We start from the raw sequence: 21299 nt of genomic DNA, 5'->3' as shown, positions 1-21299 counted from the left end.
CCCCAATCTTGTTTTTATGGCAAGGTAGTTGTTGCCTTCTTGAAATAGAGAGGAACCAATGGTCGCTGAAACTCTGCATGATCTTCATATTACTGAAATTCCTTTGTTGCCATTGCGTGATGTAGTTGTCTATCCGCATATGGTTACACCGCTATTTGTCGGTCGAGGCAAGTCAATCGAGGCGCTTGAACGTGCCATGGCGAGCGACAAACAAGTGTTGCTTGTCGCGCAAAGAAATCCACAACAGGACGAGCCGCAAGCCGAAGACCTTTATAATATTGGAACAATCGCATCTATATTGCAGTTGCTAAAATTGCCCGATGGCACCGTAAAAGTCCTCATTGAAGGACGTGAAAGAGCGGGTATTGAGTCAATCGAGGATGCGGGAGGCTTTTTTAAAGCTACCGTCGACGTAATAATCAGCCCGCCCGTGGAAGGGGCAGAGGCTCGCGCTCTAGTTGCCTCAGCAATTGGCCAATTCGAGCAATATGTAAACCTTAGTAAAAAGGTGCCAGTCGAAGTAATTACTTCTCTCTCAGGCATTGATGAGCCGGGGCGATTAGCAGACACTATTGCAGCCCACATGTCGCTTGATCTTCCTAAAAAACAATCCATTCTCGAAATGGCTGACATCCACGAGCGAATTGAACATTTGCTGGATTTAATGGATGCTGAGGTTGATCTGTTTCATGTCGAGAAAAAAATTCGTGGGCGCGTTAAAAAGCAAATGGAAAAAAGCCAGCGCGAGTATTATTTGAATGAACAAATTAAAGCTATTCAAAAAGAGCTTGGTGAATTAGGCGAAGAAGTAAGCGAGTCTGATGAGTTAGAGAGGAAAATAGTTGCAGCGGCAATGCCTAAGGATGCAGAAGAAAAGGCGCGTACAGAGTTAAACAAACTTAAAATGATGTCGCCAATGTCAGCGGAAGCATCTGTATTACGGGCTTATATAGACTGGATGATCAAGGTACCTTGGAGCAAAAGAAGCAAAGTTCGTCATGACCTTATTAAGGCAGAAGAAGTTCTCAATAAAGATCACTTCGGCCTCGAGGAAGTTAAAGAGCGCATTCTTGAATATCTCGCGGTGCAACAACGAGTAAAGAAAGTAAAAGGTCCAATTTTATGTTTGGTGGGGCCGCCGGGCGTAGGTAAAACATCATTGGGCGAATCTATCGCGCGCGCCACTAATCGTGAGTTTGTGCGTATGGCGTTAGGTGGCGTACGTGACGAGGCAGAAATTCGCGGGCATAGAAGAACTTATATCGGGTCACTGCCAGGTAAGCTAATACAGAAAATGGCTAAAGTCGGCGTAAGAAATCCGCTCTTTTTGTTGGACGAAATCGACAAGATGGGAATGGATAATCGCGGTGATCCCGCATCAGCTTTACTGGAGGTGTTGGATCCTGAGCAAAACAGTCATTTTAGCGATCATTACCTCGAAGTGGATTATGACTTGTCGGACGTGATGTTTGTGTGTACATCAAACTCGATGAATATACCTGGCCCTCTATTGGACCGTATGGAAGTCATCCGTATTCCTGGATACACCGAAGACGAGAAATTAAATATTGCAGTGCGTTATTTAATTCCCAAGCAAATGAAAGCAAATGGACTTAAGGAATCGGAAATCAAAGTCAGTCCAGAAGCGATCAAGGATATTATTCGCTATTACACTCGCGAAGCAGGTGTGCGGGGCTTAGAGCGCGAGATTGCAAAAATCTGTCGTAAAGTCGTTACTCGACATGTTAAACGCAACAAGACAAGTGCAGACGTAATAGACCCGGCATCGTTAGAAGATTTGCTTGGGGTTCATAAGTTCGATTTTGGTAAAGCAGAGAGTAAAGATCAGATAGGGCAGGTGACAGGGCTTGCCTGGACTCAAGTGGGTGGAGAGCTGTTAACAATTGAGGCTACGTCAGTAGTTGGTAAAGGGCGCATTATAAAAACCGGCTCCCTTGGCGATGTGATGCAGGAGTCAATTCAGGCAGCATTAACCGTAGTTCGCTCTCGTAGCCAAGCATTAGGTATAGCACCTGATCATCATGAAAAGGTAGATATACATATACATGTTCCTGAGGGAGCAACACCAAAAGATGGTCCCAGTGCGGGTATTGCTATGTGTACAGCCCTGGTATCTGTACAAACCAGTATTCCGGTTCGGGCGGATGTTGCAATGACTGGCGAAATTACTTTAAGGGGGGAGGTATTACGTATTGGTGGCTTGAAGGAAAAGCTGCTTGCTGCACATCGTGGTGGAATAAAAACGGTTATCATACCAGCTGACAATGAGCGTGACTTAAAAGAGATTCCTGACAACATTAAGGAAGATCTCACAATCAGGCCCGTAAAATGGATTGATGAAGTGTTAGCTATTGCGTTGCAATCCAGCCCCAAACCATTAAGCGATGAGGAATACCGAGCACTTGAAAAAGCAGCTCAAAAGTCGACCGAGAGTGATAATCGTCTGAGCACCCATTAGGGCTGAGTGGTCAGGATGCATTTAAAATCCAGCCATTGTCTGTTTTGTGATCAGGGAAAGTGGGGGTTTTGTATAAAGCTGTAAGCTTTCCTTGACCCCCCGAGGCTCTGTTGGTATAAATCGCAATTCATTTGCTGCACGGGTAATGCAAGTTAATAGCGACATTAATTTGTACTGTGTTTTTAAGAAACAAATAATCAAAAGGGGTTAAGTGTGAACAAAACTGAACTGATTGAAGCCATTGCCGCATCTGCGGATATTCCAAAAGCTGCTGCCGGACGTGCCTTGGATGCAGTCGTTGAAAGTATCACAGGTGCCCTAAAAAATGGCGACTCTGTAGTTCTGGTGGGTTTTGGTACTTTTGCAGTGAAAGAGCGTGCTGCACGTACTGGTCGCAACCCCCAGACTGGTGCAGAAATTAAAATTGCTGCCGCAAAAGTTCCTGGATTTAAACCAGGTAAAGCATTAAAAGATGCTGTTAACTAATAAGTGCTTTACGCAGATATTTATCTGATTTTGAAAGCATAAAAAAGGCGCATCTAGGTGCGCCTTTTTTTTAGTGGTAAGTATTTTTAATAAAGTAAGACCAAGAGTCTTACCAAACCTCGAATAATTAAGTATTTAGTTGTCTGTTAGTGCCGATTATCTGCGCAAGGCATCTTTATCCTGCTAGGAGTTTAAAATGTTACAAAACCTCAGAGACAATTCCAGAGGTGTTATCTCTTTTATTTTGATTGGGTTTTTGGTGATCATTTTTGCCCTTACGGGTGTTGAAGCACTATTTAACTGGGATGTATCAGCTAATCAGGCAGCCAAAGTTAATGGTGAAACTGTCACAGAGATGGATGTGTCCAGAGCTATAGGAATGCAAAAGCAACAAATGCTCAATACATACGGCGATCAGATTCCTGCAGAATTTTTGACTGACGAGTATCTGCGCAAACCAGTCATTGACAACCTCGTTCAACGTTTGGTGTTGTCCCAAGCCGCAAAAAATTCAGGAATGTTAGTAGGCAATGCTTACATACATGAACAAATTGCAAGTGCGCCGCAATTTAAAAACGAAACTGGTGCGTTCGATAATAACCGCTATCAGCAAGTATTGAATAGTATGGGCTACACCCATAGCACCTACACAAAAATCCTCTCTGATGAATTGGTAATCAATCAATTGCAAGCCGGTATCAGCGCGACTGCCTTTGCAACGCCGGCACAGCTAAGTGATATTGTTGCATTGAGCTTTCAGGCTCGCGACATTAGCTATGTTGTCCTTCCTGCGGCAAAAGTACGTGAATCTATAGTCGTTGAAGCTGCAGAGACGCAAGCATATTACGAAGCAAATCAAAAGATGTTTACCAGCGAAGAACAGGTTGCGGTTGATTACATCAGCTTGAATGTTACTGATTTAATGAAAGATATATCAGTAACAGAAGAACAAGTGCGTAAACAATTTGAACAAAATTTGTCTGCTTTTGTTGCAGAGTCTGAACGCCAGGCAGCACACATCCTTATTGAGGACGATGATAAAGAAAAAATTAATGCTGTTAGCAAGAAGCTTGCAGCTGGCGAAGATTTCTCCTCGGTTGCTAAAGAGTTTTCGGATGATTTAGGTAGTAAAGAGCAGGGTGGTGATCTTGGTTTTACCAAAGGCGATGCATTCCCGGCTGAATTTGAAGCAGCTCTTGCTCAACTAAAAATAGGCGAGGTTTCTGCAGCGGTGAAAACTGATGCTGGAACACATTTCATTAAACTGTTAGCTGAAAAGGGTTCTGAGCCACCGTCATTTGAAGAGCAAAAAGCAAGCATTGAGGATCAATTGAAGCGTGCAGAAGCTGAGAGCTTCTTTGTTGTTCAATTGGAAAAGTTGCGCGACCTATCATACAACGCAGACTCTTTAGCCAATGTTGCACAAGAATTGGGGCTTAAAGTAGAAAACTCCGGACTGTTTGAGCGCAACAAAGGCAAGGATATAATGGCGAATGCCAAAGTGGTTGCGGCGGCGTTCTCGACGGAAGTTTTGCAAGAGGGGAATAGTAGTGAAGTAATCGAGCTTGATTCAAGTAATGTAGTCGTGCTTAAAAAGACAGATTACAAACCTAGCCAAGTGAAGCCAATAGCTGATGTTCAAGAGCAAATACTAAATACGTTAAAAGATCAAAAAGCCAAATCATTATTGAATGAGCAAGCGGCAAAACTGATTTCTGATTTAAAATCAGGTGCTGATTTTTCTGAAGTAAGCAAAAGTGCAGCTGTCGAACTGAAACAAGTGAAAGCCGCAACGCGCAGCAGTGCTGATATTGATTCTGATGTATTACGCTATGCATTTTCTATGAGCAAGCCAGCTGCTGAAGCATCCACATTTGGGAGCGTTATAACAGCAACAGGTGATTTGGCTGTGGTAGCTGTAGCGTCTGTGACTCCAGGTAGTTATGAAAAAGTAACTCCTGAGCAAAAAACTGCAATAGTGGCTCAGTTGGGTAGTATTTATGGAAAGAATGACTTTTCCAGTTACCAAAAATTCCTGAAAGATGCAGCTGACATTACCCAGTAAAATTTCAGGGTAAGATAAAAAAGGCTCCTTGCGGAGCCTTTTTTATTTATAGATTTTGTGAAAGTTATGGCTGCATCGTGCAGCGATTACGTCCAGATTCTTTTGATTTGTAGAGTGCCTGATCTGCCTTTTCAATCCAATTGCGATGATCATGGATTTGACCAGTTAGTTCTGCTATTCCCAAGCTTACAGTAAACTTAATTTCATGACCTTCAGTGTAAATCGTTAAATGCTCTATTGTGGAACGTAACCGCTCAGCAAAAACACAAGCGCCATCACCATTGGTATTAGTAAGAACAATCCCGAACTCTTCACCACCATAACGTCCTGCTATATCCAGATCACGGACTTGCTCTTTGATCGCACGGCTAACACCACGTATGGCTTCATCACCGATAGTATGGCCATACTTATCATTGATTTTTTTGAAGTGATCGATATCAAGCATAATCAGGCTGGATGGTTGTTCGTATCGATCATAGCGTTTAAATTCCTGGATTAAACGCAGCTCCCAATAACCCCTATTGAAAAGGCCGGTAAGATGGTCCGTGCGGCTAAGATTTTGTAATTGCTTATTGGCTTGCTGCTGCGCGAGTTTGTTAACAGCTGAGTCAGTGACATCATAAATAACGAGGCATATATGACCCACTTCACCTTTGGTATCGATAAGAGGAATAATTGTACTGTTTTGGTACATATATTCTGCAGTGCCGGTGATTGGACGATAATGCGGAAAGCGAAATAAATAGGGGCGCTGTTCCCAAGTCGTAAACGCAGTATTTTGCAAAACAAAAACCGACTTGGATTTATGCCTGAACCATTGCTCCGATAGTTCAGGAAAAACGGTAAAAAGGCTTTTATTAAGGACTTCTTCGGGCGCTTTGCCACTGTGGTTCTGCATGAAGCTGTTCCAGACTTCAATAGTGTAGTCGGGGCTCATCACTACAAGGCCTACATCAATATTTTGCAGAATATCCATCTGCCAGTGGACATCTTTGAACATTCTGCTGAGATCTTCGCTAATTGCCATCGCTATTGTTCAACCTAGTCTAGTAGGTAATTAAGTTTTTCAGTCAGACCGAAAATAGAGTGCTCTGCGACCACTAACAATAAATCACAGTTAATTTTGTGGTTTTCAATGGAGTAATTGATCTCCACCACCAAAGCTTGCTTCCATTTCATATTGTTGTTTTGTAAAAGGTCAGCAATGTTGCAATGCTGACCCAAAAGCATGGGTGGACCAAAACTGAAGTGTGTATCCAGCTGCTCAGCCAAACCTCTCAGGCAAGCGCCATTCAGAACATTAGCCGTATCCATAAGCAGTTCATACTGCGCCTGTTCATCAGGTACACGATCATATTTAAGTAGCTTTGCGAGGTCGTCAAAATCGGTCTCATGGAAGATTAGCATTGCCTCGCCAGCAATTCCCCCGCCAATAAAGCCTTGGCAGACACCATGGACTATATCGTTACGGCTTTCCCGATTTAACGACTGCAGTGCCATCGCGATATCAGTAGGGTTCAATACGCTCACATGTGGAATTGATAAAACAACAAAAACATCAAGCAGGCGCGCCAAATGGGAACCGGCCTGTCCCATTGCGACATTGGTGATTTCCTGAAGGCAATCGCGTTGATCTTCGGTGAGCAAATAATCTCGCATAGTTCAGATCTTGTTATAGGTATTCCAGGGGGGATTTATCTGAAGCTTAGCAGTAATCTGCAGGTTTGGTGGGAAACATCAATCGCAGAATGCAAGTTAGTGATGCAAGTCTGATTATCCTATGCGGAAGTTTGCTCATTGAGTCAGGTAAGTAATTGTAAAATATGGCATTTTAGAATGCTTTGTTTGCCCCCTAAAGTGTACTAACATGCAGCTCCGCCCTATATGAAAACGGGTGGCCGACATCTAATTTATTGATAGGCAGGGGTGATTATGGCGTTTCCTGGTGTTATCTGTGGTCAGTACAAAAGTAATCTTCAACTCAGACCTTCACTGCCAACCTTGCTGCTGCTTGCGTTAGCCCTTCTATTTAATGGGTGTTCCTCAAAGCCATCAGCGTCGGATAAAACAGCTTCAAATATAAGCACCCCCGTTTGGGAAGCAGTTCCAGCAGATCCCGAAGCGGCCAGCTATATCAAAAATTGTCAGAAGGATTATCAGCTAGTTTCAGCTCAATTAGCTGAATTTGGACTTCCGGATAGGAAATACACGCCCCAAGAGTTATTAAAAGCTGTCAATGAGATGGATATCATCCTGGACGGGCAAATGAACCTGGCCAGCCTCTATGCAAACGTCCATCCAAATGCTGAATTGCGCACCAGCGCGGAACAATGTGAACAGAAGTTTGTGGAATTGATTGGCGAAATTAGTTTATCGCGACCGCTTTATAATCATTTGCAACACGTGGACATTGCTGCACTTGATGCTCTCGATCAGCGCTTCGTTGAACATATGCTGCGTGATTTCAAACGCTCAGGTGTTGATAAAGATGATGCCACTCGCAATCGCATCAAAATGCTCAATGAAGAAATAAACCTTATCGGTCAATCATTTGATAAAAATATTCGCGATGGGGCTCGTCAATTAATTTTGAACTCACCCGCCGACCTGAAAGGTCTACCGCAAGATTACATCGAGGCACATAAGCCGAATGAACAAGGAAAAATAGTACTTACCACCGCCTATCCCGACTATATGCCCTTTATGCAATATGCAGAAAGTGATGAATTGCGTCGCAAATTTTATATTATTTTTAGACAGCAAGCTTATCCAGAGAATAAAAAAGTGCTGCATGAGTTAATAAGTAAACGTCATGAGCTAGCCAATCTCCTGGGTTACAAAAATTATGCAGCGTTTATCACCGAAGACAAGATGATTAAGTCGCCGGAAAATGCGCAAACCTTTATTGATAAGGTTTCCGATGTCGCTACGCCGCGCGCGCAAGTGGAATATAACCAGTTATTAAAGCGGCTGAAAAAAATTGACCCGGCAGCAACAAAAGTGGCCGATTGGCAAAAAATCTATCTCGAGGATTTAGTTAAGAAAGAACAATACCAAGTAAATGCACAAGAAGTTAGACAATATTTCCATTATGAAAATGTGCGACAAGGCATCTTTGATCTTACTCAAGCAATGTTTGGAATCACCATAAAACCTTGGGAAACCAAGGTGTGGCATGAGTCGGTTAAGGCATATCAAATTTTCGATGGTAATAAACTGATCGGTCGTTTTTATTTAGATATGCATCCACGTGAAGGAAAATATAAGCATGCTGCGGAATTTTCCATCATCAACGGGATTAATGGCCTGCAGCTACCAGAGGCAGCATTAGTCTGCAATTTTCCTGGTGGTGATGGTAGTTCAGGCTTGATGGAGCACACAGATGTCGAAACTTTTTTACATGAATTTGGGCATCTGCTGCACAATATTTTTGCCGGTACTGATCAACGATGGATGTATTTTTCTGGCATAAAAAATGAGTGGGATTTTGTAGAAGCGCCATCGCAAATGCTGGAGGAATGGGTTTGGGATGCCCAGACGCTGGCAAGTTTTGCTCGCAACGATAAAGGCGAAGTGATTCCTCCCTCGCTGGTTAAAAAAATGGTTGCCGGGCGCGACTTCGGAAAAGCAATGTGGACCAAGCACCAACTATTTTATGCTGCATTGTCATTGGGTGTTTACAACCAGAATCCAGCCTCAATGGAGCTTGATCACATTATGGAAAATATCCAATCTACTTATTCACCGTTCGGCTATGTAGATGACACTTATTTTTACGCAAGCTTTGGGCATTTAAATGGTTACTCTTCGATTTATTACACTTATATGTGGTCTCTTGTGATAGCAGCAGACATGCACAGCGAGTTTGCTAAAAAAGGGTTACGCAATCCTGAAGTTGCACACCATTATCGTAAAACCGTACTTGAACCAGGCGGGAAAAAAGATGCTGCTGATTTAGTGAGGGATTTTTTAGGCAGACCTTATAATTTTGATGCTTTTACTAACGATTTATCCAATAAATAGCCAAGCAAATAACCATGTTATGGCAGTGTTCAATCGTTATCCATGAATTGATTTGGTTTTAATGACATGAAATTAAATAGTCTGTTTTTAGTTGTTATATCTCTTCTGTTGTTTTTGACTGCTTGCGGTGATCGGAAAAAATTAGTTGATATTGGAACCGAACATCAAATAATGCACATTGGAAACGGTACTGAGCCAGCAGAGATAGATCCGCATACTACGACGGGAATGCCGGAGTATCATTTGCAAATGGCATTGTTTGAGGGATTGGTTGCCAAGCATCCGCAAACACTTGAGATTGTTCCTGGCGTAGCCGAGAGCTGGGAAATATCTGAAGATGGGCTTACCTACACATTTAATCTGCGTCATGACGCAAAATGGTCTAATGGGGATTCACTTACCGCCGATGATTTTGTCATGTCTTGGAAGCGGGCTTTATCGCCCGCACTAGGCAATCAGTATGCGGGCTCATTGTATGTTTTAAGAAATGGTGAGGCTTTTTATAAGGGAGAGATTGATGACTTTTCTCAAGTTGGTGTTCGATCATTAAACAACCATACCTTACAGGTAACGCTTGAAAATCCTACTCCCTATTTTCTTCAATTATTAGATCATCATAGTATGTATCCCATACATACCCCTACAATTCTCAAGCATGGGCGAATTGATGAGGCAGCTACTCGCTGGACTCGACCGGAAAATTTTGTTGGAAATGGTCCTTTTATAATAAAAGAGTGGACCCCCGGAAAAGTATTTATTGTAGAGCGCAATAAATACTACTGGGATGCCGGTACCGTCAAGCTAAATGAAATTCATTTCTATCCGATTGATCAAGCGTTGGTAGAGGAGCGAATGTTTAAAGCTCGACAGCTCCATAAAACCGAGACTATGCCAAGCACTAAAATTGCACGTTACAAAGAATCCAAGTCGATGGAATACAGAGGGCATCTTTATTTCGGGACCTATTTCTATTTATTTAATGTCACAGTAAAGCCACTTGATGATGTGCGCGTAAGGAAAGCTCTGGCCTATTCAATTGATCGATCATCAATCACAAAAAATGTCACAAAAGGTGGGCAGGAGCCTACATTCAGCTATACCCCCCCTGATACATTAGGCTATAACACAACAGCGAAAATGGTCTACGACATTCCTCTGGCTAAAAAGCTCTTGGCAGAAGCTGGCTATCCAGATGGTAAAGGATTTCCGAAATTAGAGTTGATTTACAACACAAGTCAAGATCATCAAAAAGTTGCTGTAGCAATACAACAAATGTGGAAAAAAGCCCTCAATATCGATGTGACTTTACAAAACCAGGAATGGAAAGTGTATATAAATAATCAAACTCTCCTTAATTATCAGATATCGCGCAGAGGCTGGATAGGGGATTATTTAGATCCATATACATTTATTGAGTTATTTGTGACTAATGGCGGCAACAATAACACAGGCTGGTCGAATCAGAATTATGATAATTTTGTTAGAAAGTCCACTTCAGCAAAAACAAGAGAGGAGCGCTACGCATATCTTCAAGAGGCAGAAAAAATCCTAATCGAGGAGGTTCCAATTCTTCCAATTTATAATTACACGACAAACTATTTACTGTCTGAAGACGTCAAGGGGTACTATCCCAATATAATGGATTATCATCCATACAAATATATGTACCTAGAGAAAACAAAAGAGGGGCATTAATAATGTTAAGGTTTATATGTGCTCGCCTTTTACAATCTATCCCTGTGCTTTTGTTAGTTGCAACAGTCACTTTTTTTATGGTTCGTGCAGCTCCAGGAGGACCTTTTGATGCAGAGCGAGCAGTTCCCCCCGAGGTTCTTAAACATCTAAATCAACGCTATCATTTGGATGATCCACTTTGGAAACAATATCTCGACTATATGTCCAATCTATTGCAAGGCGATTTTGGCCCTTCGTTTAAGTATCCTACTCATACTGTAAATGATTTAATTTCTGCTGGACTTCCTGCTACTTTAGAGCTTTCTTGCTATGCAATATTATTTGCACTATTTGTGGGTTTGCCCGCAGGTATAGTTGCCGCGCTGAAGCGAAATACACTGCTTGATTATTTTCCTATGTCCACTGCGATGATCGGAATCTGTATGCCGACATTCGTGCTTGGCCCCATCTTACTATTAGTTTTTGGCATTTGGCTTGAATGGCTGCCTGTTGCCGGATGGGGACAAATTACTGGGGATAAAATTTTACCGTCTGTAACACTCGGTTCCGTATATGCAGCTTATATTGCCCGCATAAGTAGGGGAGGTATGTTAGAAATATTGTCACAAGATTACATTCGCACTGCCCATGCCAAAGGACTATCTCATGGGAGGATTATATTTGTACACGCTTTGCGCGGCGGCATAACACCCGTAGTTTCATTTCTTGGTCCCGCGATTGCTGGTCTACTGGCGGGCTCTTTTGTTGTCGAATCTATTTTTCAGATTCCAGGCCTTGGGCGATTCTATGTGATGGCAGCTTTTAATCGCGATTATACGATGATTTTAGGATTGACTATTTTTTTTGCGTTTTTAATTATTCTATTCAACTTAATTGCTGACATCCTGCTTGTTTGGCTGAATCCGAAAGTGCGACAAAGCCTTGCGGGGGGGAAATGATTATGTCGAATAGTATTCCGTCTACACATTTAATAAATGAATATGAGAAAGGTGCATCACTAACACGGGATGCTATGACTCGACTATTCAAAAACAAAATGGCAATGTTAGGCTTGATTGTTTTGATATCTATGATCGGAATTGCTCTGCTAACACCATGGATTGCTCCCTACAGTTATGAAGAGCAAAACCTTGATTTGGGAGCTGTTTCACCATCTGCTGAGCATTGGTTGGGAACGGATGTTTTAGGACGAGACCAATTAACGCGTATTATGTATGGCAGCAGAATTTCACTTACGGTGGGCTTTATTGCAACAGCAGTTGCGTTAACCATTGGAGTGATATGGGGGGCCGTTGCTGGTTTCTTAGGTGGGCGTGTAGATGCAGTTATGATGCGTATTGTTGATGCGCTTTATGCTTTACCTTTCACTATATTTATTATTTTGCTAACTGTAATTTTTGGTAGCAGCATGCTGCTGTTATTTTTAGCGATTGGTGCGGTTGAGTGGCTTACTATGGCTCGTATTGTGCGCGGCCAAGTATTAACCATAAAACGACAAGAGTTTGTTGAGGCTGCAATAACCATGGGATTATCACCCTGGAGAATTATTTCTCGTCATTTGATTCCCAATGTGCTTGGCCCAGTAATCGTATACACCACATTAACAATACCCAGTGTAATTCTACTGGAATCTTTTCTTAGCTTCTTGGGCTTGGGTATTCAGCCACCTGCAAGTTCGTGGGGATCACTAATATCTGGCGGGGTTGAGACCATGGAAGAGTACCCATGGTTACTTATTTTTCCTGGTTTGGTATTAACAATTACCTTGTTCTCTCTCAATTTTTTAGGCGATGGCCTGCGTGATGCCCTCGATCCCAGAGCATCCAAGGATTAAATCATGGCCAACGATAAACTACTCAGTGTTGAAAATTTACGTGTACTTTTTAATACCCGAAATGGCCAAACCATAGCTGTTGAAAATCTAGGTTTTTCGCTTGAGGCAGGTAAAGTTCTGGGTATTGTAGGTGAGTCGGGTTCAGGAAAATCAGTTGCCTGTTATGCGCTTTTAGGATTAATTCCTATGCCGCCCGGCAAGATTGAATCTGGTCGTGCGCTGTTTCGTGGAAAGGATTTGCTGCAAATGCAGGAAGCGGAATTGCGGCATGTGCGTGGGCATAAGATTGCGATGATTTTTCAGGATCCAATGACTTGTCTGAATCCTTATATGCAGATTTCAGATCAGTTGGTTGAAGTGCTCTTGCAGCACAAGAAAATGAATAAAAAAGAAGCTCGTGCAAAAGCAATCGCTTCACTTATCGAAGTCGGTATTAATGATGCTGAAAAAAGAATTGACGACTATCCGCACCAGTTTTCGGGTGGGATGCGCCAACGCGTAATGATTGCGATGGCACTGCTGGCGGAACCCGAAATATTGATCGCCGATGAGCCGACTACCGCATTGGATGTCACCGTCCAGGCGCAGATTCTTGCCCTCATAAAAAAACTGCAAAAGAGTCATAATCTTGCCGTTATTTTTATCACCCATGATTTAGGTGTTGCGGTGCAGATGGCTGATGATGTGTTGGTAATGGAAAAAGGGAAACTGGTAGAGCAGGGCACTACTGATGAAATATTTAAAAACCCGAAACAACCTTATACAAAAAAATTATTGAGCGCAGTACTTACTACTGAAAAGCCGGTTGCCAGTGAAGCAAAACAAAATGAGCTGCCATTGCTTGACATTAAACATCTGCAGGTTGGCTATGCATCTCAATCAGGCTCCCTATTTAATCGTGTAAAACAATTTGCACGGGGAGTAGACGACGTTAGCATTAACATCCAGCGAGGAGAGATTTTAGGGCTCGTGGGTGAGTCCGGATCTGGTAAATCCACCTTGGGTAGAAGTGTTGTTCGTTTGGTTGATGCACAGTCCGGTGAGATCATATTTAACGGGAAAAATTTGCTTGCGCTTTCACCGACCAACTTGAAAGAAATGCGCCGCGATGTGCAAATGATTTTTCAAGATCCCTATGCATCATTAAACCCGCGCATGACAGTATTCGATACACTGGCAGAACCACTTTTAGTCCATGGAATTGCCACTAAGAATAATGTATTGGATCGCGTTAACGAACTAATGGATGACGTAGGTTTGGATCGACGCTTTATCCGCAAATATCCGCATGAATTTTCCGGTGGCCAGCGTCAGCGTATTGCAATTGCTCGTGCGATTGCGTTAAAACCAAAACTAATTATCGCCGACGAGCCTGTATCAGCTTTGGATGTTACGATTCGCGCGCAAATTCTAGCCCTATTGTTAGAGCTTACGCAGAAACATAACTTGACAATGTTATTTATTTCCCACGATATGTCAGTGGTACGATACCTGTGTGACAGAGTGGTAGTTATGCAAAAAGGGAAATTGGTCGAGGAGGGACGTACCGAGCAGCTATTCTCTGCACCCCGGCAAGAATATACCCGCCAATTATTGGCAGCAATTCCGAAGCTGTAATGAAAAAATGGGCACTTTAAAATGCCCATTTTTGATCGTCATATCACACTTATTGCAGAATAATTTTTTCGTAAATTGCTAAATATTCTTTAGCGCTTGCATCCCATGAGAAATCCTGGCTCATCGCATTTAATTGCAATTGCCGCCACAGGTCCTTTTGTTGATAGCTCGAAAGAGCTCTCTGGATTGCTGCAAATAATTCGTCCGCACTGGCTCCGGTAAATATAAAACCGTTGGCCTGTGCAGGAAAATCATTTTGTCCTTGTTCGAGTACTGTATCGCGTAAGCCACCAACCGCATGAACTACGGGTAATGTACCGTAACGTAGACTGTACATTTGATTGAGTCCGCAGGGCTCAAAAATCGAGGGCATCAAAAATATATCGCTGCTTGCTTCAATACGGTGTGCAAACGACTCGTTGTAGCCCAAGGTGACTGAAATTTTGGTTGGATGTTGTTGTGCAATATTTTTTAAGGCTTGTTCGTAATGTGGAAAGCCGCTTCCCAAAATAACCAATTGGCAATCCTGGCCCAGCAATTGGTTCATTTGTGCCAGAATTAAATCGACACCTTTTTGATCCACCAAGCGCCCAACAAATCCGAGCAGGGGAGTTTCCGCGCTAACAGTCAGCCCAAGCTCTGCTTGCAATGCAAGTTTGTTTTTCGTTTTGTTTCCCAGGGTGCGACGGTTGTAGTTACAGGTCAGATGCGGATCGGTACCGGGGTTCCATTCATCGGTATCTATACCATTTAAAATACCGGCAATTGAGTCACTGCGATAGCGAATTAGCCCATCCAGTCCGCAACCAAATTCAGGGTGTTGAATCTCTTGCGCATAACTTGGACTTACAGTTGTAATGTAATCCGCAAATCCCAGACCACCTTTAATAAAGGACATTTGGCCGTAAAATTCCAAGCGTTCATGATGCCAAAATCCTGCGGGAAGATTTAATTCCGCAAACGCCTGGTAAGAAAATAAACCGCGATATGCCAGATTGTGGATAGTAAAAACTGTTGCAGGATGATTGGGGTGCAAAGAAAGCAGGGCAGGAATCAATGCCGTTTGCCAATCGTTGCAATGTACAACCGTTGGCTGCCAATCCAGATTAGCCTGATTTAACGCAATTAATTCCGCTACTTTTGCAAACACATAAAAGCGCTTGTGATTATCATACCAATCGTTGCCGTCCGGGCCGCAATAGGGATTACCAGCCCGCTCAAAAAATTCGGCAATATCGACTAACCATACAATAACGCGTGTGCCAGGCAGACGAGTTTGCTTCAGCGATATCAAATAGCCTTCAATCTCAAGTTTGGCGATTTCCTTTATTCCTGCTTCGGCAGCTTTTTCCAAAACGCTTGCGTAAGCTGGGATCAGGATTTTTACATCCTGCCCGAGCTTTAGCAGTGCGCGGGGCAAGCTCGCGGCGACATCGGCAAGCCCGCCGGTTTTTATCAGTGGGTAAACTTCACTGGTTGCAAATAAAATTTTCTGCATGAGTGATCCTTTTTCCTACATTTACGCAAGTTTTAATATCAGGGCGCCCAAAGGTGGCAGATTAATTTCCAGTGATTGTTGGTGATTCATCCAGGGCACGGGTTGTGAATAAATTGGATTGGAATTGCCCCAATTGCTGCCACCATAAAAACTGGAATCGGAATTCAATACTTCGTGGTAAGCACCGGCAACAGGGATGCCAATACGATAATTAGTGCGAGTTACCGGTGTGAAATTCAAAATCACTATACTGAAATCGGTATCGCTTTTACGGATATAGCTTACGATTGATTGGGTACTATCGTGGCAATCGACCCACTCGAAACCATCGCCGTGGAAATTGCGTTGATAGAGAGAAGGCATACTGGTATAACAATGATTCAAATCTTTTACCAATGCGTGCATACCTTGGTGCGGAGCGTAATCAAAAAGATTCCAATCCAGCGCGCGACTTTGTGCCCATTCGCTCCATTGCGCGAACTCGCTCCCCATAAATAATAATTTGGTGCCGGGATAAGTGAATAAGTAAGTGTAAAGCAGGCGCAGGTTGGCAAATTTTTGCCAATCATCACCGGGCATTTTATTGATCATACTGCCTTTGCCATGCACCACTTCATCGTGTGAAAAAGGCAGCATAAAATTTTCGGTAAAGGCGTACACCATGCCGAAGGTTAATTGATTGTGGTGATACTGACGATGAATTGGATCTTTACTCATGTATTCCAGAGAATCGTGCATCCAACCCATATTCCATTTCATTGAAAAGCCCAAGCCGCCAACCCAGGTCGGGCGAGTGACTTGTGGCCATGCGGTCGATTCTTCGGCAATCACCAAAGCACCGGGATGCTGTCCATGGCAAACCTCATTCAATTTTTGCAAGAAGGTCATCGCTTCCAGATTTTCATTACCGCCATGAATATTGGGAATCCACTCACCGGGCTCGCGCGAATAATCCAGATGCAACATGGACGCCACCGCATCCACACGTAAACCATCAAGGTGATATTCCTTCAGCCAGAACAAAGCGTTTGCCAGCAGGAAGTTTCGTACTTCATTACGGCCATAGTTATAGATCAACGTACCCCAATCGCGATGCTCGCCCAAACGTGGATCTTCATGTTCATAAAGTGCGGAGCCGTCAAAGCGTGCGAGGGCATGGGCATCTTTAGGGAAGTGAGCCGGCACCCAATCGAGGATAATCCCGATGTTGTGGCGATGAAGGTAATCAACAAAATAGCGGAAGTCGTCAGGCGTACCAAAGCGGCTGGTTGGCGCGTAGTAACCGGTGGTTTGATAACCCCAGGAGTCATCCAGTGGATGCTCACTTACGGGCATGATTTCAATATGGGTAAAACCTAGTGGCTTTATGTAATCCACAATCTGATGGGCCAGTTCGCGATAATTCATAAATTCGCCAGCCCAACCCCGACGCCAGGAACCGAGATGCATTTCGTAGACGGAAAGAGGGGAAGATTGCCAATCCCAGTGGGCGCGTCGATTCATCCAATCGCCATCTTGCCACTCATAACGGGAAGGTGCTTCAACGATTGAGCCAGTTTGCGGGCGCAATTCAAACGCTTGGCCATAGGGATCTGATTTAAGGAAAACAGCGCCAGTGACGCGATTGCGGATTTCAAATTTATAGAGCGCCCCAGCCTCAATACCAGGGATGAAAACCTCCCATAAGCCACTGCCACCGCGTACTCGCAATGGATGCTGACGGCCATCCCAGTCATTAAAATCACCGACAACGCTAATGCGCTCTGCATTAGGCGCCCAGGTAGCAAACAGTACGCCCTCGATTCCATCAACTGTGCGTGGATGAGCACCCAAATGTTGATAGATATTCCAATGTTGACCCTCCGCAAACAAGTGCATATCGATCTCGCCCAATTGTGGTGCAAAGGAGTAGGGGTCGAATTCTGTGTGAGTCACATTGTGGCGATCTTGCCACTGGACTAGATAATGTTCCGGCAGTGTCTTTGCCAAACCCTGCCATTCGAAGAAATCAGTGCCCTCGATACGGTTTAAATTATGCTGTTGATCGTTGATTAGTAAGGCTGCAGCACGTGCACCAGGTAGATAGACACGGACAAATGTGTCAGCGCTGGTGGTCGCATTTTCCTCTAAAGGGTGGCGTCCGAGTACTTCAAAGGGATCATGGTGGGTAGCGGTAACTATGCGCAACATCGCGTGGGATAAGGGGTTGTCCTGCTTCACATTCAACATTCAATCGATTCCTGGAGTGATTATTGTGGCACTTGATTTTGCATGTGCGCGATTATGCCCGATTTTGGGCTACATAAAATCGTCATATGATTCGACTCTACTAGCTTAGCTATTATCGGTTTCATTTGATGCACCATTTTTTTGCAAAAAACAATGGCAATAAAAGCCATTTGCAGATTCAATGCCAAACTTGTAGCTACACTTAGCTTTGCATTTAAATTGCGCAGTGGCGCCATATTAAATGCACCATAAAATTTTTGTGTTCTGGTCAGGTTTGAGTCAAATCAATTTATTGGCATTGATATTGCCTTTACACTGCTCATAGCGTTGTAACACAAAATTCATAGTTCAGACACAATAGCCATAAGGAATACGTATTAATGAGTACACCAACATCGGGGCGTTTTGTTAGTCGCCTTACGCGAGAAACGTTGGCGGTAATTCTTGCAGGCGGGCGTGGATCCCGGTTGCATCAATTAACAGACTGGCGTGCAAAACCTGCAGTACATTTCGGTGGTAAATTCCGCATTATCGACTTCCCTCTCTCTAACTGCGTCAACTCCGGAATACGTCGTATCAGCGTGTTAACCCAATATAAATCTCATTCACTCGATCGTCATGTACAGCGCGGCTGGGGCTTTCTCGGTGGTGAGCTGGGTGAATTCGTAGAATTATTACCGGCGCAACAGCGCTTGAGTGAATCATGGTATGCAGGTACTGCCGATGCAGTATTGCAAAATATCGACATTATTCGTCGTCACAATCCCGAGTACGTATTAATTCTTGCGGGTGACCATGTCTATAAAATGGATTACGGCACCATGATCGCTGCTCATGTTGAGCGTGGCGCAGATATCACTGTAGGTTGCATCGAAGTTCCATTGGAAATTGCGCATGCATTTGGTGTGATGGATATAGATAAGGAACATCGAATTGTAAAATTCACAGAGAAGCCTGCAAATCCGGAACCAATGATCGGCAAACCCGATAAAGCATTGGCCTCGATGGGCATCTACGTTTTCAGTACAAAAGCGCTGTTCCGCGAATTGTTAAAGGATCGCGATAATCCAAATTCATCGCATGATTTTGGCAAAGATATCATTCCATCAATGATTAAAACCCATCGGGTGAATGCATTCCCATTCCAGGATCCAGTCTCTGGCGGCGATGCCTACTGGCGAGATGTAGGGACGGTAGACTCGCTGTGGGAAGCCAACCTTGAATTGACTGGCATTACACCGGAACTGGATTTATACGATGCCGCTTGGCCCATCTGGACTTATCAAGAGCAAGTAGCTCCTGCCAAATTTGTTTTTAACGATGAAGGTCGCCGTGGATACGCTGTTGATTCTTTAATTGCTGGTGGTTGCATCATTTCCGGTTCGGCAATAAAACACTCACTACTGTTCCCGCGAGTGCGCGTTCATTCCTATTGCGAAATTGAAGATTCAGTTTTATTTCCCAGTGTAGAAGTAGGGCGTCGCTGCAAAATTCGCAAAGCACTGATTGATCGCCGCTGCAAAATTCCTGAGGGCACAGTGATTGGCTACGATCTTGAAGCAGATAAAAAACGCTTTCATGTGTCGCCAAAAGGCGTAGTGCTGGTTACTCCCGACATGCTAGGACAGGATGAAGTCAATGGTTAATAATGGTAAAACGAAGGTTGTTTTTCTTTGGCACATGCATCAGCCCGATTATCGTGACATTGTAACGGGCGAATATTATTTCCCCTGGACTTACCTTCACGCCATTAAAGATTACGTTGATATGGCTGCGCACATTGAGGCGCAGCCAGCTGCTAAAGCGGTGGTCAATTTTGCACCGATCCTATTGGAGCAGTTGGATGACTATGCGCAGCAGATTGCTGCGCACTTGCAAAATGAAAGCAAAATAAAGGATGCCGTTTTAGCCTCGCTGGTCGAACCAATTTTGCCAGCACCGGGAACTATGGCATTCACTGATCTTGCCAAGAAATACCTGCGCGCCAATCGCGAGCGGATGATTGACCGGTTTCCCGCATATCAGGAACTTGCCAATATCGTAAACACCTTTGACGAAAAGCCGTTTATCAGCCGCTATTTAAATGAGCAGTTTTTAGTGGATTTAGGCGTGTGGTACCACTTGAGCTGGATCGCTGAAATTCCACGTCGTAGCGATGAACGTATCCAGGCGCTGCAAAATAAAGAGCGCAATTACACACTTGATGACCGCCGTGAGTTATTGAAAATAATCGGTGAGTTAATAGCATCAATCGGCCCACGTTACCGTAAGCTCGCAGAGTCAGGCCAAATTGAACTTTGTATGAGCCCTTACGCCCATCCAATTGTTCCTCTGCTTATCGATTTAAATAGCGCTAAAGAAGCCATGCCGGATGTCAGCTTGCCCAACGCCCCATTTTATCCAGATGGACGCAACCGCGCGAAATGGCATCTTAATGAAGGATTCAAAACATTTGAACAATATTTTGGTAAACGTCCGAGAGGGTGCTGGGCCTCGGAAGGTGCACTTAGCGATGAAACATTAAAATTATTGCAAGAAGCAAAATTTGATTGGGCTGCAACAGGCGACTCAGTTTTGCACAATAGTTTACGCGCTCACGAAAATCATGCTGCCGCACATCAGATAAAAATTAATAATCAATCGCCCCATCGCGCTTACGAATTTGCCAACGTCAAGATCAATACTTTTTTTCGCGATGACGGATTGTCGGATCTTATCGGATTTAAATATGCCACATGGCACTCCGATGATGCAGTTGGTGATTTAGTTAATCACATGGTGAATATCGCCAATGCGAGCAAGGATCCAAAAAATACCGTTATCTCTGTGATCATGGATGGTGAAAACGCATGGGAATATTTTCCTGAAAATGCTTACCACTTTTTACACACCTTATACGCACGCTTAACCACCCATCCACAATTGGAATTGTCGACTTACAGTGAAGTGCTGGATAAGCAAAAACCGGTTCCTGTAAAAATGCCGCATCTGGTTGCAGGCAGCTGGGTATACGGTAGTTTTTCCACCTGGATTGGTGACAAGGATAAAAATCGCGGTTGGGATATGTTATGCGATGCGAAGCAACAAGTGGATCATGCACTTAGTAAACGCAGCTTCTCTGCCGCACAATTGACGCAGATCGAAAAACAACTCGCGTTGTGTGAAGGCTCAGATTGGTTCTGGTGGTTCGGTGATTACAACCCTGCACAGAGCGTCAGTGATTTTGAGTATTTATTCCGTCGCCATCTACTTAATTTGTATTCGCTTATTGAGCAACCCGCACCTGCTTATTTGCATCAAGTGATTAGTGTCGGTGGTGGCGATCCAGCGACAGGTGGCGTCATGCGCCAAGGCCATGCAAATTAATAAT

General features: G+C 43.7%; 15 protein-coding genes. 10 read left to right on the top strand and 5 right to left on the bottom strand.

Features of this window, described 5'->3' with window-relative positions:
• Window positions 1–58: 58 nt before the first annotated feature.
• From lon to AC1RJL_RS16775, 3 genes are all read left to right on the top strand, one after another.
• Window positions 59–2479, top strand: coding sequence for an endopeptidase La (gene lon, locus AC1RJL_RS16785; protein ID WP_492916110.1), 2421 nt, complete (start codon window positions 59–61; stop codon window positions 2477–2479).
• A 213-nt stretch (window positions 2480–2692) separates the two neighbouring features.
• Window positions 2693–2965: an HU family DNA-binding protein gene (locus AC1RJL_RS16780; protein WP_039914522.1), complete on the top strand. Its 273-nt coding sequence runs from the start codon at window positions 2693–2695 to the stop codon at window positions 2963–2965.
• Window positions 2966–3161: 196 nt separating this feature from the next.
• Window positions 3162–5030 (top strand): SurA N-terminal domain-containing protein, encoded by a 1869-nt coding sequence (locus AC1RJL_RS16775; RefSeq protein ID WP_492916108.1) that lies wholly within the window; start codon window positions 3162–3164, stop codon window positions 5028–5030.
• Between the two features lie 64 nt (window positions 5031–5094).
• Here the strand turns inward: AC1RJL_RS16775 and AC1RJL_RS16770 are convergent, their stop codons facing one another.
• Both AC1RJL_RS16770 and AC1RJL_RS16765 read right to left on the bottom strand, forming a co-directional pair.
• Window positions 5095–6033, bottom strand: coding sequence for a sensor domain-containing diguanylate cyclase (locus tag AC1RJL_RS16770; protein WP_492916106.1), 939 nt, complete (start codon window positions 6031–6033; stop codon window positions 5095–5097).
• Between the two features lie 41 nt (window positions 6034–6074).
• Window positions 6075–6692 (bottom strand): histidine kinase, encoded by a 618-nt coding sequence (locus tag AC1RJL_RS16765; RefSeq protein WP_492916104.1) that lies wholly within the window; start codon window positions 6690–6692, stop codon window positions 6075–6077.
• Window positions 6693–6965: 273 nt separating this feature from the next.
• Between AC1RJL_RS16765 and AC1RJL_RS16760 the strand changes: the two genes are divergently transcribed.
• The 5 genes from AC1RJL_RS16760 to AC1RJL_RS16740 all read left to right on the top strand — a co-directional run bounded on the left by AC1RJL_RS16760 (window position 6966) and on the right by AC1RJL_RS16740 (window position 14202).
• Window positions 6966–9056: a M3 family metallopeptidase gene (locus AC1RJL_RS16760; RefSeq protein WP_492916102.1), complete on the top strand. Its 2091-nt coding sequence runs from the start codon at window positions 6966–6968 to the stop codon at window positions 9054–9056.
• Window positions 9057–9122: 66 nt separating this feature from the next.
• Window positions 9123–10751: a peptide ABC transporter substrate-binding protein gene (locus tag AC1RJL_RS16755; RefSeq protein WP_492916100.1), complete on the top strand. Its 1629-nt coding sequence runs from the start codon at window positions 9123–9125 to the stop codon at window positions 10749–10751.
• Between the two features lie 2 nt (window positions 10752–10753).
• The gene (locus AC1RJL_RS16750) at window positions 10754–11689 is read left to right on the top strand and encodes an ABC transporter permease (RefSeq protein ID WP_492916098.1); all 936 of its coding nucleotides are present in this window, start codon (window positions 10754–10756) and stop codon (window positions 11687–11689) included.
• 2 nt (window positions 11690–11691) lie between these two features.
• A complete protein-coding gene (locus tag AC1RJL_RS16745) occupies window positions 11692–12585 on the top strand; it encodes an ABC transporter permease (RefSeq protein WP_492916096.1) in 894 nt (297 codons plus the stop codon).
• 3 nt (window positions 12586–12588) lie between these two features.
• The gene (locus tag AC1RJL_RS16740) at window positions 12589–14202 is read left to right on the top strand and encodes an ABC transporter ATP-binding protein (RefSeq protein ID WP_492916094.1); all 1614 of its coding nucleotides are present in this window, start codon (window positions 12589–12591) and stop codon (window positions 14200–14202) included.
• Between the two features lie 49 nt (window positions 14203–14251).
• Here AC1RJL_RS16740 and glgA read toward each other — a convergent pair whose 3' ends face one another.
• Genes glgA through AC1RJL_RS16725 form a run of 3 tightly spaced genes read right to left on the bottom strand, consistent with a single transcriptional unit; the run spans window position 14252 to window position 18165 of the window.
• Window positions 14252–15700 (bottom strand): glycogen synthase GlgA, encoded by a 1449-nt coding sequence (glgA, locus tag AC1RJL_RS16735; RefSeq protein WP_492916092.1) that lies wholly within the window; start codon window positions 15698–15700, stop codon window positions 14252–14254.
• 21 nt (window positions 15701–15721) lie between these two features.
• Complete coding sequence (gene glgB, locus AC1RJL_RS16730) at window positions 15722–17929, bottom strand: 1,4-alpha-glucan branching protein GlgB (RefSeq protein WP_492916090.1); 2208 nt, start codon at window positions 17927–17929, stop codon at window positions 15722–15724.
• 20 nt (window positions 17930–17949) lie between these two features.
• Entirely contained in the window at window positions 17950–18165 is a 216-nt protein-coding gene (locus AC1RJL_RS16725; protein ID WP_492916088.1) for a hypothetical protein, read from the bottom strand.
• Window positions 18166–18309: 144 nt separating this feature from the next.
• On the opposite strand from AC1RJL_RS16725, the gene glgC reads away from it, so the two are divergent.
• Window positions 18310–19575, top strand: a complete 1266-nt coding sequence (glgC, locus tag AC1RJL_RS16720) for a glucose-1-phosphate adenylyltransferase (protein ID WP_492916086.1) — start codon at window positions 18310–18312, stop codon at window positions 19573–19575.
• On the top strand, window positions 19568–21295 hold the full coding sequence (locus AC1RJL_RS16715; protein ID WP_492916084.1) for a glycoside hydrolase family 57 protein: 1728 nt from the start codon (window positions 19568–19570) through the stop codon (window positions 21293–21295). The genes glgC and AC1RJL_RS16715 overlap by 8 nt, the downstream gene beginning before the upstream one ends.
• The last annotated feature ends 4 nt before the right edge of the window (window positions 21296–21299 follow it).

It is taken from the genome of Cellvibrio sp. GW822-FHT04B05, from assembly GCF_058800985.1.
Note: the sequence above shows the minus strand (reverse complement) of the source record. Positions and strands in the feature narration are given on the sequence as shown.